Here is a 19,478-nt window from a genome sequence, read left to right on the forward strand (position 1 = left end):
GTGCACGGTACGGAGTTGGGTGGATTCAGCGCGCCGCCGCCGAATGCCGCCGCGGCCGCGGCCCCCGAATCGTTTCCGCTGACCCCCGCGCAGCTCGGCATCTGGTACGCGCAGCTGCTCGATCCGGACGTGCCGATCACGATCGCGCAGTACGTCGATGTCCGGGGCGAGCTGGATCCCGATCTGCTGCAACAGGTCTCGGTCGAGGCGGGCCGCGAGTACGAATCGGTGCTGGTGCGGCTCGGCGAATCCGGCGGCGTGCCTTACCAATGCGTCGATCCGGCGCTGACGATCGACACCCCGCTGATCGACCTGCGCACTCAGCCCGACCCGGTGGCCGCGGCGCACGAATGGATGCGCACCGACGCGAGCGCACCGATCGACCTGCTCACCGATCGCCTGTTCGCGGGCGCGGTGCTGCGCATCGCCGAGCACCGGTACTTCTGGTATTTGCGGGTCCATCACATCGTGCTCGATGGCTACGGGGCGCTCACCAACATGATGCGGATCGCCGAGCGCTACACCGCGCGGCTACACGGCACCGAACCCGAAGCGGTGCGGCCGAGCACGCCGGCGGCCCTGGTGGACGACGAACTCGGCTACCGAAACAGCGCCCGCCACACCACCGATCGGGCGCACTGGGCCGAACGAGTGGCCGGGCTGGACGGCGCCACCAGTCTCGACGGACGCACCGCGGCGCGGGCGGCGAGCAACCTCATCGTCGGGCGGCCGCTGTCCGCCGCCGTCGTCGCGCGGCTGAATATGCTTGCGACCAGCCAGGATTCGACGCCGGCGGTGGTGCTGCTCGCCGCGTTCGCCGGATATCTCGCCCGGCTGACCGACCGCGACGAAGCGGTGCTCAGCCTCCCGGTTACCGCGCGCACCACGGCCGCGCTGCGCCGGTCGGCGGGCATGCTGTCGAACATCGTGCCGCTGCGGTTGCCGGTCGGCGCGAGCACCTGGGGTGCGCTGCTGCGGGCGGCCAGGGTCGAGGTGACGGGCGCGCTGCGGCATCAGCGGTACCGGCACGAGGACATCCGGCGCGACGCCGAGCAGGACGGTCGGCCCGCGCGGCGGGCGCTGTTCGGGCCGCTGGCCAACATCATGCTGTTCCGCAACGATCTCGCCCTCGGCGACACGGTCGGCTACTACCGTGTGCTGTCGACCGGGCCGGTGGAAGATCTCAGCCTGAACGTCTACTACGGCGAACGCGACAGCGTGCACGTGGATTTCGAGGCGAATCCGAATCTCTACACCGCCGACGACATCGCCAGGCATCACGCGCGCTTCCTCCGGTACCTGGACCGGTTGCTCGCCACGGGCGTCGATACGCCGATGAGTGCGGTGCCGGTGGCGACCGAGCTGGAGCTTGCGGTCAGTACCCGGATCTGGAATGCCACCGCCTTCGACGTGGGCGCGGTGCTGTCGGATCGGGCCACGCTGGTCGCGATGTTCGAGGCACAGGCGGCGCGCACGCCGGACGCGGTGGCGGTGCGGTACGCGGGCGCGGCGGATCTGACCTACGCCGAATTGTCCGCGCGCAGCAATCGGCTGGCGCGGCAGCTGATCTCGCGTGGTGTCGGACCGGAGTCGCTGGTCGCGGTACACATCCGGCGCTCGCCCGACCTCGTTGTCGCGATATACGCGATCCTCGCGGCGGGTGCCGCCTACGTGCCGCTGGACCCGGACCATCCGGCCGAGCGGACCGCGCACATCCTGAATATCGCGCGCCCAGCCTGTGTGCTGACCACCGAACACGACGGGGCCTCGGCGGATTTCCGGACGCCGGTTCGCTACGTCGATCGAATCGACGAGACCTACGCCACGGGCCCGGTGCAGGATTGCGAGCGAACCGCCGCACTGCGACCGGAGCATCCCGCGTATGTGATCTTCACCTCGGGCTCCACCGGCTTGCCCAAGGGCGTCACGATCACCCACCGGGCGATCGTGAACCGGCTCGTATGGATGCAGACCACCTACCGGCTCAGCACCGAAGATGTTGTGCTGCAGAAGACTCCGGCCACCTTCGACGTCTCGGTGTGGGAGTTCTTCTGGCCGTTGCAGATCGGCGCGACGCTGGTGCTCGCCCACCCCGACGGGCATCGCGACCCCGCCTATCTGCGTGAGGCGATCGCCGAGTACGGCGTCACCACAGCGCATTTCGTGCCGTCCATGCTCGAAGCCTTCCTGGCGAATCACGACTTCGCGCGCCGGACAACGCTGCGCTCGGTGTTCGCCTCCGGTGAGGCGCTGCCCGCCTCGCTCGCCCAGCGGCTGCGGGTGTCGACCGGCGTCCGGCTGCACAATCTGTACGGCCCGACCGAGGCCGCGGTCGATGTCACCTTTCACGAAGTGATCGACACCGATACCCTCTCGGTGCCGATCGGCGCGCCGGTGTTCAATACCCGGCTCTTCGTCCTCGATTCGCGGCTGCGGCCGGTTCCGGTCGGGACGCCGGGTGAGCTGTATCTGTCGGGGGTACAGCTCGCCCGGGGTTACGTGGCGCAGCCGGGGCTCACCGCGGCGCGATTCGTGGCCGATCCGTTCGGCGGGCCCGGCGGTCCGTCGGCGACCGGCGACCGCATGTACCGCACCGGCGATCTGGTCCGCTGGACCACCCGCGGGCAGCTCGAATACCTGGGCCGCACCGACTTCCAGGTGAAGCTGCGCGGGTTGCGCATCGAACTCGGCGAAATCGAATCCGTGCTCGGCACAGTCGATTCGGTGGTCCGCGCCGTGGTCGCGGTGCGCGACGACGCCGGGGTCGGCGAGCAGCTCGTTGCCTACGTGGTCGAATCCGAACCGGGGACTGTGCCTCCGGGACAGCTACGCGCCGCCGCGGTGCGCGCGCTGCCCGGCTACATGGTGCCCGCGGCGTACGTGGTGCTCGACGCGCTGCCGGTCAATGCCTCCGGCAAGCTGGACCGGTCCGCGCTGCCCGCACCCGTGCGGCCGAACACGGAGTACCACGCGCCGGCGACGCCCACCGAGCAGGCGGTAGCCCGCGTGTTCGGCGAGGTACTCGGTCGCGAGCGGGTCGGCCGGGACGACGACTTCTTCACCCTCGGTGGCAACAGCCTGGTGGCGACGCAGGTCGCCGCCCGGCTCGGCACCGACCTGGGCTGCCTGCTCGGGGTTCGGGAGGTGTTCACCGCAACCACGGTGGCCGAACTCGCCGAACTCATCGAGCGGGCGGGTGGATCCGGCGGCGCGCCCGTGGTCGCGCGGCTGCGGGCGCGGCCACGGCCGCCGCTGGTTCCGCTTTCGCCCGCACAGCAGCGGATCTGGTTCCTGAACCGATTCGAGCAGACGGGCGCGTACAACATGCCGTTCGTGGTCCGGTTGCGCGGCGCGGTCGATATCGCCGCGCTGCGGCGCGCGCTCGACGACGTGGTGGCCAGGCACGAGGTGCTGCGCACGATCTTCCCCGCGCCGCTGCCCGGCGACGGCATCGGCGCGGCGGCCAGGCAGGTGGTGCTGTCGGTCGCCGCGGTGAGCGGTGCGCCCGAATCGCTCGGCGTGGACGAACTCGGCACTGAGCTGGCCGAATTCGCGGCCCGCGGATTCGACCTGGTCCGCGAGATCCCGATCAGGGCCCGGATATTCGCGCTCGACGACGGCAGCTGCGCGCTCGCGCTGGTGCTGCATCACATTGCCGCCGATGGTCTTTCGCTGCGGGTGCTGGCCCGCGACGTGATGAGCGCCTACACGGCGCGCAGGCACGGTGCCGCGCCGGACTGGGCACCGCTGCCGGTGCAGTACGCCGACTACAGCCTCTGGCAGCGCGAGCTGCTCGAATCATCGGCCACCCCCGGACAACTGGCGTTCTGGACCGAGGCGCTGGCCGGTGCGCCCGAGCAACTCGACCTGCCCACCGACCGGCCGCGGCCGCCGGCCAGCTCCGGGCGTGGCGCCGCGTTCGGCTTCGAGCTGCCCGCGGGCATCGCAGACCTCGCACGCGCCCACGGCGTTTCGCCGTTCATGGTGGTGCATGCCGCCCTCGCGGCGTTGCTGGCGCGGCTGTCCGGCAGCACCGACATCGTGATCGGCACCCCGGTCGCCGGTCGGGGCGACCGAGCGCTCGACGAACTCGTCGGAATGTTTGTCAACACGCTGGTGCTGCGTACCCGGATCGATGAGAATGCGCCCTTCACAACGCTGCTCGCCCGGGTGCGCGACGTCGACCTCGCCGCCCTCGGACACGCCGAACTCCCGTTCGAGCAGCTAGTCGATGCCATCAACCCGGCACGCTCGCAAGCACGGCATCCGCTGTTTCAGGTCATGCTCGCCTTCGACAATGCCGAACCAATCGCGTTCGAACTGCCCGACATGTCGGTGCTGACCAGTACCCTGGACATCGGAGTGACCAAGTTCGACCTCCAGCTGACGGTGACCGAGAGCGCAACGGTGACCGAACGCTCGGGGGTTGCCGCTAGCTCGGCGGTCACGGAAGGCTTCGCCGGTGCCGGACTCAGGGAAGGTTCGGCACCGGCGGGGATCCGGGCGGAATTCACCTACGCCACGGATCTATTCGACGAATCCACCATCGCCGATTACGCGCGATTCTTCGTTCGTGTGCTGCGGGCGATCATCGATGACGCCGACACCACAGTGGGCGATCTGCCGCTGCTCGATGCTGCGGGCACGCGCCGGGCCATCGAATGCGGTCGCGATCCGCGGGGCACAACTGACGGCACGTTGCTCAGGGATTTCGAGGCGCAGGTGCGCCGGACGCCGAATGCGATCGCCGTCATCGAGGGTGATCGTGCGCTGACGTACGCGGAGTTGGCGGCAGCTGTCAATCGGGTTGCGCGGGCGTTGATTGCCGCGGGCGTCGGCCCGGAAACGCTGGTGGTGCTCGGTATGCGCCGCTCTGCCGAGTTGGTAATCGGCGCGTACGCGGTGCTGACCGCAGGTGGCGGGTATGTGCCGGTCGACCCGGATCAGCCGAGCGCTCGGCTCGAACACGTTGTCGCCGCAGCCCGGCCAGTCTGTGTGCTGACCCGCGCCGCTGATGAGTGGGCGAGCGGAAGCGATGTCACGGTCATCGCAGTCGATGCCCCCGTACATTCCGCGTTCTCGAGCGCGCCGGTTACTGATACAGATCGGCGGGCACCGCTGCGGTCGGCGAACACCGTCTACGTCATATTCACGTCCGGGTCGACTGGGCGGCCGAAAGGTGTGGCGGTTCAGCACTCTTCGGCGGTAAACCAGATCAGCTGGATCGCGGGCGAGTACGGCATCGGAGCGCGCGACGTCGTGTTGTTCAAGACACCGGCGACTTTCGATGTGTCGGTGTGGGAGCTGTTCGCGCCGTTGGCGCGGGGCGCTCGCGTGGTGGTTGCCGAGCATGACGGGCACCGGGACAGCGCATATCTCGCGGACATCATTGCCACCCACGGGGTAACGATGACGTCCTTCGTGCCGTCGATGCTGACCGTGTTCGCCGATGCGGCCCCCGCGGCGGCCCTTTCCTCGCTGCGCACTGTGTTCGTTGCCGGTGAAGCGATGACGGGTGAGGCTGCGGCGGCGTTCGCTGCGGTCAGCCGGGCAAAGCTGTACAACCTGTACGGGCCGACGGAGTTCACGGTCCATGCCACCCACGCGCCCGTGGATCCGGCCGTGCGCGGACCGGTGCCGATCGGTGGCCCGGTGCTCGGCAGTCATGTACTCGTCCTCGACGGCCGGTTACGCCCCGTGCCGGACAACGTGATCGGTGAGCTGTATCTGTCCGGTGTTCAGGTTGCGCGCGGCTACCACGGGCGGGCCGACCTGAGTGCTGAACGGTTCGTGGCGAATCCGTACGGGCCATCCGGGGCGCGCATGTACCGCACCGGGGACCTTGTCCGGCGCACTCGGGCCGGAGTGCTGGAGTATCTGGGGCGCAGTGATTTCCAGGTGAAGCTGCGCGGGCAGCGGATCGAGCTCGGTGAGGTCGAGGCAGCGCTGCTCGCCTTGACCGAGGTGCGCGCCGCGGCGGTTCGCGTATTCGGCCACCCGGCAGGCGAATTGCTCGTTGCCTACGTGGTGACGGATCGGCGGCCCGAGGACGACACGCTCGAAGCCCGGTTGCGGGCGGTATTGCCGTCGTACATGGTGCCGACTACCTACGTGTCGCTCGCGGCGATGCCGCTGAGCGGTTCCGGCAAATTGGACCGCAACGCGCTGCCGGATCCGGTGATCGCCGCCAAGGCATTTCGCGCGCCGGTCACGGCTGCCGAGTGGGTGGTCGCGGAGACCTTCGGGCAGGTGCTCGGTGTCGATCGGGTCGGGCTGGACGACGACTTCTTCGCTCTCGGCGGGAATTCGCTGGTGGCCACCCAGATCGCGGCGCGGATCTCGGCGAAGCTGAATGTCGATGTGCCGGTGCGGATCCTGTTCGAATACCCGTCCGTCGGACCGCTCGCGGAGCACCTCGCTGTTTCGAGCACGGGGAGGGTGCGGCGAGAGCTGACGGCGTCGGCGCGGCCGCAGCAGATTCCGCTGTCGTATGCCCAGCAACGGATGTGGTTTCTGCATCAGTTCGACGCTGACTCAGTAGCGAACAACCTGGTCGCCGCGGTGCGACTGCGTGGCGGGCTCGACTACGCGGTGCTGGCGGCTGCGGTCACGGATGTGTTCGCGAGGCACGAAGCTCTGCGGACCAGTTATCCAGCGGCTGAGGGGATTCCGCGCCAAGAGGTGCTGGCGATCGATCAGGTGCGGGTCGGCTTGGCGCCCGAGCGGATCGACGAGACCCGGCTCGATGAACGGCTCGTTGCCGCTGCGGTCGAGCCGTTCCAGGTGGATCGGGAGCCACCTGTTCGGCTTACGTTGCTGTGCACGGATTCCGGCGATCATGTGCTGGTTGTCGCGATGCATCACCTCAGTGCCGACGGTTGGTCCATCGCGGTATTGACCAGGGACCTCATGCGGGCCTACGCAGCTCGTCGTGCCGGAATCGAACCTGGCTGGGCACCGTTGCCGGTCCAGTACGCCGACTACACCCTGTGGCAGCGCGAGACATTGGGTGCCGAGGATGATCCGGAGTCGTTGCTGGCCGCGCAGATCTGGTACTGGTCGAACGAGCTCGACGGCTTGCCTGACGTGCTCACTCTGCCCACCGACCGCCCACGGCCGCCGGTCGCCTCTGGGCGCGGTGCCCGCTGTGCCTGCACCGTCGACGCCGTCACGCACCGGAGACTGCGGGAGATCGCCGACACCGCCGGCGCCTCGTTGTTCATGGTGATGCACGCGGCCTTCGTCACTCTGTTGACGAAACTCTCTGGGCAGCAAGACATTGCGATCGGTACACCGGTCGCCGGTCGTGGCGCGCGGGCACTGGACGAGTTGGTCGGCATGTTCGTCAACACTCTCGTGCTGCGTGCTCAGGTGCCGCCGGAACTGCCGTTCACCGCGCTACTTGCGGCTGTTCGCGACGGCGACCTCGCGGCCTTCGCTCATGCCGATGTTCCGTTCGAGCGGCTGGTGGAGGTATTGCGGCCGCAGCGATCCGCGGCGCGACCTCCGCTGTTCCAGGTCATGCTCGACTATCAGAACACCGCGCAGGCCAGCATCGAGCTGGCCGGACTCGAGGCGTCGCGAGTCGAGATCAACACGAACACCGCGAAATTCGACCTGCAGTTGACCTTGGCGGAAGTGCCCACTGGTACGGGCGGTCTCAGTGCGGTCTTCGAATACGCGACCGATCTGTTCGACGCGGCGACGATCGAGATGTTCGCGACCCGGCTGCAATTGGTGCTGGCCGCGATCGTCGAAGACCCGTCAGTGGTGGTCGGTGATATCGAGCTGATGACCGGTGATGAGCGGGACTTGCTGCGCACCTGGAATGACACTGCGCATGCGGTGGATGGTTCGGCGACGTTGGTGTCGATGTTCGAGGCGCAAGCCGCTCGGACGCCTGACGCGATCGCGGTGACGTTCGAAGGGACGAGTCTGTCTTACGCCGAGTTCTCGGCGAGGGTTAATCGTCTTGCCCGGCACCTGATCTCGCTGGGCGTAGGCCCTGACTCGATGGTCGCGCTCGGTATGCGCCGGTCGGTCGATCTGGTTGCCGGGATGTACGCGGTCAGCGTGGCTGGTGGTGCTTACGTGCCGCTGGATCCTGATCACCCGGCCGAGCGCACCCACTACGTGCTCGACACCGCGCGACCGGTCTGTGTGTTGACCACTGCGCGTGATGAGTTCGATGCGGGCAAGACGCCCGCTGTCGAGCTCGATCGCCTGAAGCTGTCGGACTACTCCGACGCGCAGGTGACCGACGCGGATCGTCGTGCGCCGCTGCGTCCGTCGAACACCGCGTACGTCATCTTCACATCTGGTTCGACGGGTCGTCCGAAGGGTGTCGCGGTCAGCCATGGTTCGATCGTGAACCGTTTGGTGTGGATGCAAGCCGAGTACGGCTTGGAGCGCACCGACGTAGTGCTGCAGAAGACTCCCGCCACGTTCGATGTGTCGGTGTGGGAGTTCTTCTGGCCCTTGCAGATCGGCGCCCGCCTGGTCGTCGCGAAGCCCGATGGACATCGCGATCCGCGTTATCTGGCGAGAGTCATCCACAGCGAGCGGGTGACCGTCGCGCACTTCGTGCCGTCGATGCTCGCCGTGTTCGTCGCCGATGCCGCTGCAGGCCAGTGCCATTCGCTGCGTCTGGTGTTCGCTTCGGGTGAGGCTTTGCCGCCCGGGCCTGCCCATCGCCTGCGTGCGCTGACCGGTGCGGTGCTGCACAACCTGTACGGCCCGACCGAGGCGGCGGTCGACGTCACCTTCCACCAGGTCGCCGACACCGACGTGGACACGGTGCCGATCGGTGCTCCGGTATTCAATACGCAGGTACACGTGCTGGATGCACGCCTGCACCCGGTCCCGGCGGGTGTCGCGGGTGAACTGTATTTGGCAGGCGCTCAGCTGGCCCGTGGCTACGTCGGCCGGCCGGATCTCACGAGTGATCGCTTCGTGGCGAATCCCTTCGCGACCGGCGCTCGGATGTACCGAACCGGCGACCTCGTCAAATGGGTGCCTGCATCGCGAAGCGACTCGATGCGGGGTGCTGCCCGGGCGACGGGTGAGCCGACGTGCGGCGAGCTGGAATACCTGGGCCGCACCGACTTCCAGGTGAAACTGCGCGGTCAGCGCCTGGAACTCGGCGAGATCGAGGCAGCGCTCACCGCGTTGGACTCGATCACGCAGGCGGTCGTCGTGCTCCGCGCAGACAGCCCGGCGGGCGAGCAACTGGTCGCGTACGTCGTCACCGCGGCAACTGCCGCAACAGATCTCGATGAGATGAAAGCCGACTTCGCCCGCCGGTTACCCGCCTACATGGTGCCGACGGCCTACGTGGTGCTCGATGAGCTGCCGGTCAATGCGTCCGGCAAGATGGACCGTAAAGCCTTGCCGGCACCCGCATTCGAAGCGACGGAGTTCCGCGCGCCGGTCACTCCCGCGCAGCAGATCGTCGCCGGCATCTATGCCGACCTGCTCGGTGCGGAGCGCGTCGGTGTGGACGACGACTTCTTCGCCCTCGGCGGTAACTCGCTGACCGCTACCCAGGCGGTGGCCCGGCTCGGCGCGGCCATGGACGCGGACCTGGCCGTGCGCGCGCTGTTCGACGCACCGACTGTCGCGGCACTGGCCGACTACGCCGAAGCGCAGCGCGGCCTCGGTGGACGCGCTGCGCTGGCACCACGTCCTCGACCGGACCGGATCCCGCTCTCGCCCGCCCAGCAGCGCATGTGGTTCCTCAACCGGTTCCTCGCGGACGAACAAACCGGCCCGGGTGACGCTGTCGACAACATCCCCATCGCGCTCCGGTTGACCGGCGCTCTCGACATCGCTGCGCTGGCAGCCGCACTCGCCGACGTAGTGCACCGCCACGAGACACTGCGGACCGTTTACCCGGATGGACCCGACGGCCCCGAGCAAGTAATCCGCCCAGCGGCGCAAGCTGTTCCAGACCTCCGGGTCGAGCACATCACCGAAGACGCACTGGCCGAACATCTCACCGCACTGGCCTCGGCAACGTTCGACCTGACCCGCGAAACCCCCATGCGGGCAGCGTTGTTCGCGGTCTCCGACACCGGGTACGTGCTAGCGATTGTGCTGCATCACATTTCGGCGGACGGCTTCTCGCTCGGCCCCTTGGCCGGCGACCTGATGGCCGCTTATACGGCGCGGCAAGGAGGTACGGCACCGACGTGGGACGCGCTGCCGGTGCAGTACGCCGACTACACGCTGTGGCAGGCCGAGTTCGCGCACACGGACCGCCAGCTCGAATTCTGGCGCCACGCCCTCGACGGCCTACTGGAACAGCTCGACCTCCCCGCCGACCGACCCCGACCGGCAGTCGCGTCGCATCGTGGCGCGACGCACCGGCTGCGCATCGACTCCGACTTGCACAGCGAGCTGGGCGAATTGGCCCGCAAGCGGGAGACCACCCTGTTCAGTACCGTGCACGCCGCGCTGGCCGTGCTACTCGCTCGGCTCTCCGGCAGCACCGATATCGCGATCGGCACCCCGGTCGCCGGTCGCGGTGTCGCCGCGCTCGATCAACTCGTCGGCATGTTCGTCAACACCCTCGTATTGCGTACCCAGGTCGACGCCAGGGCGCGGTTCGAGACCGTGCTGGATGCCGTGCGCGACCAGGACATCGACGCGCTCTCGCAGGCGGATGTCCCGTTCGAGCGCCTCGTCGAGCTGCTCGCACCCGCCCGCGCGCAGAGCCGCCACCCGTTGTTCCAGGTGGCGCTGACCTTCCAGAATTTCACCGTGCCCCGGTTCGAGGTGGCGGGCCTGCGCGCGCAACCTTGCGAATTCGATGCGGCCGCGGCCGAATTCGACCTCCAGTTCACGGTGGTCGAGGCCATTGACCAGGGTGGCCGGGCCGACGGCATGGACATCGAGATCACCTATGCCACCGATCTTTTCGAGCCGGGGACGATCGCGGTGCTCGGCCGCCGGTTCACCCAGGTGCTGGCCGCCATCGCGGCCGACCCGACCGTGGTGCTCGGCGATATCCAGTTGCTCAGCGCCGAGGAGCAGCAGCGTGCGCTCTACGAATGGGCGAGCTCCGGCGCGGACGAGGCGGTCGCCGACGGCACCCTCGCGGATCGGTTCGCGGCGGCCGCCGCACTCGACCCGGCTGCCGCCGCGGTCCGGGCCGGAGGACGCACACTGAGCTACGCCGAGCTCGACGAGTGGTCCAACCGCCTGGCGCGCCGCCTCATCGCCGCGGGCGTCGGTCCGGAAACACTGGTGGCGGTGGCACTGCCACGGACGGCGGAACTCGTCGTCGCGCTGCTCGCGGTGGTCAAATCAGGGGGAGGCTGTCTCCCGATCGATCCGAACTATCCCACCGATCGGATCGAGTACATCCTGGACGACGCCCGGCCGATCTGCGCGGTCACCAGTGCCACCACCGAATTGGCCAGAGGCTGGTTCGGCGGACCGGTGATCGACATCGACGCGACGCTGCCGGCCACCATCGATGGCTCTGCCGTGACCGATGCCGATCGACGCGCGCCACTGCACCCGGCGCAGGTGGCGTATGTCATCTATACCTCGGGCTCGACCGGGCAGCCCAAAGGCGTTGTCGTCCCGCACCGTAACGTGCTGCGCCTGCTCGACAACACCCAGCGGCAGTTCGGCTTCGGCCCGTCCGATGTGTGGACGCTGTTCCATTCCTACGCGTTCGACTTCTCGGTGTGGGAGCTGTGGGGCGCGTTGCTGCACGGCGGGACGCTCGTCGTGGTCGACTACTACACCTCCCGCTCGCCGCAGCAGTTCCGTGAATTACTGATCGCCGAGCGGATCACGGTGCTCAATCAGACCCCATCGGCGTTCTATCAGTTGATCGCCGCAGAACTCGCCGACGAACACGCTGCCGAATTCGCCTTGCGGCACGTGATTTTCGGCGGCGAGGCGCTCGAGCCGCAGCGTCTCGCCGGGTGGTTGCGCCGTCATCCGAACGGCCCGCGTCTGGTGAACATGTACGGCATCACCGAGACAACGGTGCACGTGTCCTACCGGACTATCGATGCGGACCTGGGCACAGCAAGCGTAATCGGCAGTGCCATAGCAGGATTGGCGGTCCGGGTGCTCGATGACCGGTTGCGGCCGGTGCCCGTCGGGGTGCCCGGCGAGATCTATGTCTCCGGCGGCCAACTCGCGCGCGGCTATCTCGGCCGCCCCGCATTGACCGCGAGCCGGTTCGTCGCCGATCCCTACGCCGCCAACGGCGCACCGGCCTACCGATCCGGCGACCTGGCCCGCTGGACCGCCGACGGCGAACTGGAGTACCTCGGCCGCGCCGATCAGCAGGTGAACCTGCGTGGCTTCCGCATCGAACTCGGCGAGATCGAAGCCGCACTGCTCGACGATTCGGCGATTCGTGAGGTGGCCGTTGTCGTTCGCGCCGATCTGGTCGACGAAGCACGCATCGTGGCCTACGCGGTGGCCGACGAAGACCTCGATATCGCGCGACTGCGGCAGGCGCTCGGGCTTCGACTACCGGAGTACATGATGCCCGCCGCGATTGTCCGGGTGGACCGGATCCCGTTGACAGTCAATGGAAAGCTCGATCGCGCTGCGCTACCCGCGCCCGTCTTCGAGTCGACCGTCTACCGCAAACCCGTCACGATCGCCGAGCAGATCGTTGCCGCGGTCTTCGCCGAGGTGCTCGGATCGGACGCGGCGGTGGGTGCGGACGACGACTTCTTCGCCCTCGGCGGCAGCTCGTTGCTGGCGGCCAAGGCCGCCGCGCGAATCGGCGCGGCGCTGGACCGAACCGTTGGCGTCCGTGCGCTGTTCGAAGCGCCACGTGTCACCGACCTCGCGGCACTCGTGCACGCCACCGCGGCGGGCGCTACCCGGCCGCCACTGGTCGCGGGTGCCCGCCCGGACAAGATCCCGCTGTCACCCGCGCAGCACCGAATGTGGTTCCTCAACCGTTTCGATCGAAACTCCGTCGCCTACAACATCCCACTGGCCCTTCGCCTATCCGGTCAATTGGATGTCGCGGCACTGCAGGCCGCCGTCGGCGACGTGATCGGCAGGCACGAAGCCCTGCGCACGCGCTATCCGGAGCTCGACGGCGCTCCGGTACAGCTGATCCTGCCTGCGGCGCACGCGGTTCCGTCATTGTGGCCCATCGATGTCTTCGAATCCGAACTGCCACAACGAATTCGCGAGCTCGCCGACACCACCTTCGACGTGACCGCCGAAGTGCCGGTCCGAATGCGTCTGTTCCGCATCAGCGACCCCGCTCACACCGACGGTGAGTTCGTGCTTGCCGCGGTCCTGCACCACATCGCCGCGGACGGCTCATCGGTCGCGCCGTTCGTCCGCGATCTGCTGGTCGCCTACACGGCACGGCTGGCAGGCAACGCGCCCGGCTGGGCACCGAGCGCGGTGCAGTACGCGGACTACGCGCTCTGGCAGCGCGCACTGCTCGGCGCGGTGGACGACGCGAAATCGCTTGGTGCGCAGCAGCTCCAGTTCTGGACCGAAACGCTGACCGGCCTGCCGGACCAATTGTCGGCGCCGACGGACCATCCGCGTCCCGCCCGCCAGAGCCTGCATGGCAACAAGGTGCGGTGCACGGTGGACGCCCAACTACACGCGGACCTCGTCGGACTCGGCCGGAAGCATGGCGCGACCCTGTTCATGGTGGTGCACGCGGCCTTCGCGGCGCTGCTCGCGCGGCTGTCCGGCACCGGGGATATCGCCGTCGGAACGCCGATCGCGGGGCGCGGGATGGCCGAACTCGACGACGTCATCGGAATGTTCGTCAACACACTGGTATTACGAGCCGATGTCAGGGCAGACGAGCCGTTCGATGCGCTGTTGCGGCGCGTGCGAGCCGCGGATGTGGCAGCGTTCTCGCATGCGGACGTGCCGTTCGAACGACTCGTCGAGGAGCTCAATCCGACCCGGTCGACGGCGCGGCATCCGCTGTTCCAGGTCGGCTTTTCGTTCCAGAACCACGATCGCGGGACCTTCCGGTTACCCGGCCTCGAGGTGCGCGAGCTCGAATTCGACAGCGAGGTCGCCCAATTCGATCTGCATCTGTTCGCCGTCGATCAGTACGCTTCCGACGGCACCCCCGAAGGCCTCGACCTGGCACTCGGTTACGCGACGGACTTGTTCGAGCCGCACACCGCCGACCGGATCGCCGCACGACTGCTACGGGTGCTCGAATCTGTGGTTGCCCGGCCGGAAGTCGTCGTCGGTGACATCGATGTGCTGGGTGCCGAACGAGAACAGGTACTCCAGCAGTGGAACCGCACCGCGCACCCGGTCGCGTCGGTGACGCTGGCGGATCTGATCGATGCGCAGGTCGCGCGGACGCCGCGGGCGGTAGCACTGATCGACGCCGTGACCGAGCACCAGCTCACCTACGCGGAATTCGACGCGCGGGTGAATCGGCTGGCGCGCAAGTTGATCGCCTGCGGCGTCGGCCCGGAGACGACGACGGTGCTCGCGATGCGGCGTTCCATCGACCTGGTCGTCGCGATGTACGCCGTGATCCGCGCTGGCGGCGCCTACGTTCCCATCGATCCCGACCACCCCGTGGACCGCATTATCTACACCGTAGATACCGCGGCGCCCGTGGCAATTCTCACCACTGCCGGTGCCGGTCTGCCGATCGAAACATCGGTTCCCACCCTGGAAGTCGATCGTCTCGACCTCACCGGCTTGGCGGCGACAGCGATCGACGACGCGACGCGGATCCGTCCACTGCGCCCCGATCATCCGGCCTACGTCATCTTCACCTCCGGCTCGACCGGCCTGCCCAAGGGCGTCACCGTCCCGCACTCGGCGATCGTGCACCAACTCGCCTGGCTGCGCGCCTATTTCGCACTGGGCCCGGCCGACCGCGTTTTGCTGAAGACCCCGGCCACCTTCGACCTGTCCGTCTGGGAGTTCTGGTCTCCGCTGGTGACCGGTGGCCGCCTGATCGTCACCGAGCCAGGCGCCGAACGAGATCCGGTTCAGCTACGTGCCCTGATCGAGCGCCATCGCGTCACCGTCCTGTACGCGGTGCCCTCGCTGATCGGCATGCTGCTGTCGGCTGTTTCGCTGCCGATTCCCCTGAACAAGGTGCTTGCCATCGGCGAGGCGCTGCCACCGGCCACCGCGCTCGAGTTCCGTCGCCGCACGTCGGCGCGACTGTTCAATCTCTACGGCCCGACCGAGACCGCGGTATCGATTACCGCCTTCGAGGTGGACACCGATCCATTGCACACGGTGCCGATCGGCTCGCCTGTTTGGAACAGTCGGGTATACGTGCTCGACTCGCGGCTTCGGCCGGTGCCGGTCGGCGTTCCGGGTGAATTGTATTTGGCGGGTACGCAGTTGGCCCGCGGCTATCAGACCCGACCGGGGCTGACCGCGGATCGGTTCGTAGCCGACCCGCACGCGAGCGGCCGGATGTACCGGACCGGTGACATCGTGCGCTGGCGGGCGGATGGCACGCTCGAGTACCTGGAGCGCGCCGACTTCCAGGTGCAGATCGGTGGATTCCGGATCGAGCTCGGCGAAGTCGAGACCGCGCTGCGACGGCAGCCGGGGGTGCGGGCGGCGGTCGCGGTGGCCAGGGATGATGAGCGCGCCGGTGTTCGGCTCATCGCGTACGTCGCTGTGTCCGAAGCAGATTCACCTGACCTCGGGGCCGGATTGCGAAGCGCTCTCGCGGCTGAGTTGCCCGTGTACATGGTTCCCGCCGCGGTCGTGGTGCTGGAAGCATTGCCGCTCACCGCGAATGGCAAAGTCGATCGCGCGCGGCTGCCGGAGCCGGTGTTCGCCGAGACGGCGTTCCGTGCTCCCACGACGGAGCTGGAGAAGGTGGTCGCGGCGACCTTCGGCGACGTGATCGGCACCGCGACCGCCGGACTCGACGACCACTTCTTCGCCATGGGCGGCAATTCGCTGATGGCCACGCGCTTAGCCGCCAGGCTGAGCGCGGCGCTGGGCATCCTGGTGCCGGTGTCCGCGGTCTTCGAGGAACCGACGATCGGCGGGCTCGCCGAGCACCTCGCGGCTGTGGACGGCACCGGCGCTCGTCCCGTGCCGGTGCGGCGAACCGACCCCGGGCCTGCGGCGTTGTCGCCTGCACAGCAACGGATGTGGGTGGTCAACCGGCTGGCACCGGATTCGGCGGCTTACCACATCCCGATGGCGCTGCGTCTCACCGGTGCGTTGAACGTCGCCGCGTTGACTGCGGCGATCCTGGACATCCTCGACCGCCACGAGGCGCTGCGCACCAGATACCCGGACACTGTGGACGGGCCGGTGCAGGAGATAGTCCCGGTCGCCGAGCTGTCTGTCGATCTCACCCCGATAGCGGTGCCGAAGGTAGACCACACCACCCGTATCAGCGAATTCGTCGGCGCTCCTTTCGATATCACGGTGACGCCACCGGTGCGAGCTGCGCTGTTCGCAGTGGATACCGCTGAATACGTGCTCGTCGTCGTGCTACACCACATCAGTTCCGACGGGTACTCGGTGGCACCGATGATTCGGGACCTGGTGCGCGCCTACGTTGCTCGATCGGCAGGTCGGACACCCGGCTGGGTACCGCTGGACATCCAGTACACGGACTACAGCAGTTGGCAGCGGGACCTACTCGGCTCCGAGCAGGATCCGGACAGCCTGGCATCGCGCCAACTCGCCTATTGGACAAGGGAATTGGCTGGCGCCCCCGAGCTGATCGCGGTGCCGACCGATCGACCGCGGCCCGGCCGCCGCGACACGCGCGGCGCGACCATCGAATTCGACGTCGACGCCGAACTCACCGCCCGGTTGGACGCCCTCGCGCGGGCGCACCACACCACGTTGTTCACCGTGCTCCACGCCGCGTTCGCGGTATTGCTCGCCAAACTGGCCGGAACGAACGACATCACCATCGGAATCCCGGTCGCCGGACGGGGAGCACGCGAACTCGACGACATGATCGGAATGTTCGTCAACACGGTGGTGCTGCGCACCGACGTCGACCCACGCGCCGCCTTCCACGACCTGCTGTGCCGAGCGAGGGAGCGGGACCTGGCGGCCCTCTCGCACGCGGATGTCCCCTTCGAGCAAGTGGTCGAAGCAGTCGGCCGCCCCAGATCCGGTGCCTACTCACCGCTGTTCCAGGTGCTGTTCACCTTCCAGAACATGCCGAACGGCACCGTCGCGCTACCCGGCCTCGACGTCGAGGCGCTCGACCTGAGCCTCGACGAGGCGAAATTCGATCTTCAGCTCACCGCTGTCGAGCGGTTCGGCACCGACCGCGCACGAACCGGGCTGAACATGCGGTTCGGTTACGCGACAGACATTTTCGACGCCGTGACAGTCCGCTCCTTCGCGGCACGGCTGCTGCGGGTGTTGGCCGCGGTCGCCGCCGACCCCGCGACCGCGATCCGCTCGATCGATATCCGCTCCGAGTCGGAACGACAACCGCTGCCTGCCCCTGCCGACCTGCCTTCGCTCATCGCCGCGGCGGCCCGCGCCGTACCGGACGCGATCGCATTCACCCACGGCGATCGGACCATCTCCTATCGCGAACTCGACGCGAAGCTGACGGTGGTCGCCAGGGCGATGGGTGCCGCGGCGAAACCGGAAGCCCTGATCAATGTCTCGCTCGCTGGGCTGGTGCCCGGCATTCTCGCCGCCCTCGGTGGTGGCGGTCTCGCGGCGCTGCTGCGGACCCTGCTGGCCGAGGTGCGTGCGGTGCTCGCCGATTCGGCGGCGGTAGTCGATTCGGAAGGAAACAGCTGATGTCCCACCTAGATTCGGTCACACCCGATGGACTCGGCTCCAGGTCAGGGCTCGATGGTCCCGCACTGCGTCGTGCCTACGGAGTAGGTGACCTGCCCTGGCTGATCGAGACCGTCGCCGAGCTGGCACCGGGGCGAGTCGCGCTGCGCCACAACGACGTGACCGTCACCTACGAGATACTCGCTGCCGAATTGTCGGTGCTGGCCGAGGCCATGGGCGATGGCCTCGGTACGGACTCCTTGGTGCAGGTCGTGGTGTCGAGTCAGCTGCCCGCGCTATTGGAATCGGCCGATGGGGCACTGGGTGCGGTGCTGATCGAACTGCTGGACGATGCGCTCGCCGCGGCCCGGCAGGTGCTGCCCATCGACCTCGCGCCCGTCGAGACGCTGGTCAGCGAATTCGAGCAACAGGTGCGGCGCACCCCGGACGCGGTGGCGCTCGACTGCGCGGGCGACACGCTGACCTATGCCGAGTTCGACGGCAGGGCGAATGCGCTTGCCTATCGCTTGGTCTCGCTCGGTGTCGGCCCGGACGTCTTGGTCGGACTGGCTGTTCGCCGCTCGTTCGACCTGCTGATCGGCATGTACGCGATCCTGAAGGTGGGTGGCGCGTACGTACCGATCGATCCCGACCATCCTGCCGAGCGCATCGCCTACCTAGTCGAGGTCGCCCGGCCGGTCCTGGTGCTCACCACGACGCGCGATCAGCCGGAGCTCGGCGCGACTCGCGCGCTTCGCATCGATGAATGCCGTGGCTTCGTATCCGAATCGCCGACTGCCGACGAATCCTTGCCGCGGTTGTCCGCGGACAACATCGCGTACGTGATCTTCACCTCCGGTTCGACCGGCCGCCCCAAGGGGGTTGCCGTCTCGCATCGCTCGATTCTGGCGAATCTGCGCTGGCGGCAGCGGCTGTATCGGCTGCGGGCGGACGATGTCGTGCTGCAGAAGACGCCCTTCACCTTCGACGTCTCGGTGTGGGAGTTCTTCTGGCCGTTGCAGATCGGTGCCCGGCTGGTGATCGCGGCGCCGGACGGGCATCGCGCACCCGCTTACCTCGCCGAGGTCATCGCTGAAAGCCGGGTCACCGTAGCCCATTTCGTGCCCTCGATGCTCGCGGTGTTCGCCGGCGAACCGGGGGCACCGGCCGCAGTGGAATCGCTGCGCTTGGTCTTCGCTTCGGGCGAGGCACTTCCGGCCGCGACCGCCGCGGCCTTCCGCGATATCAGCGGCGCGACGCTGCACAACCTGTACGGCCCCACCGAGGCCGCGGTCGACGTGACCGCGCACGAGGTAACCGCCGCGGACGTGCTGAGCGTGCCGATCGGGACAGCCGCGGACGACACCGATCTGAAGGTGCTGGACGACAATCTGCGCCCGGTGCCCACCGGTGTGGTGGGTGAGCTCTACCTCGCCGGTGTGCAGCTGGCACGCGGCTACGTCGCCCGCTCCGGCCTGACGGCCGAGCGGTTCGTCGCCAGCCCGGATGGGCCTGCGGGTGAGCGGATGTACCGCACCGGTGATCTGGTGCGCTGGGTGCGCGACAGCGGCGGCGGGCCGGATGAACTGGAATACCTGGGCCGCACCGACTTCCAGGTGAAAGTGCACGGATTGCGGATCGAGCTGGGCGAGGTCGAGGCGGCACTGCTGCGGCAGCCACGGGTGACCCAGGCGGCGGTCACGGTGCACCGGCAGCACAACGGCGATCATCTCGTCGGCTATGTG

At 68.0% G+C, this 19,478-nt stretch carries 2 protein-coding genes (1 of these 2 only partly in view); both read left to right on the top strand.

What is annotated here, in order from left to right; all coding sequences use genetic code 11:
• Positions 1–17,754 carry a non-ribosomal peptide synthase/polyketide synthase gene (locus ACFWF1_RS19170; protein ID WP_379281190.1) on the top strand — a complete coding sequence of 5,918 codons (17,754 nt, stop codon included), beginning with the start codon at positions 1–3 and terminating at the stop codon, positions 17,752–17,754.
• On the top strand, positions 17,754–19,478 hold the beginning of the coding sequence (locus ACFWF1_RS19175) for a non-ribosomal peptide synthase/polyketide synthase (protein WP_379281189.1). 23,535 nt of this gene lie beyond the right edge of the window; 1,725 of the gene's 25,260 nt are visible here — the first part of the coding sequence; it begins with the start codon at positions 17,754–17,756; its stop codon lies beyond the right edge, outside the window. Before ACFWF1_RS19170 ends, ACFWF1_RS19175 begins: the two co-directional genes overlap by 1 nt.

Source organism: Nocardia sp. NPDC060255, from assembly GCF_042727395.1.
Lineage (GTDB): Bacteria > Actinomycetota > Actinomycetes > Mycobacteriales > Mycobacteriaceae > Nocardia.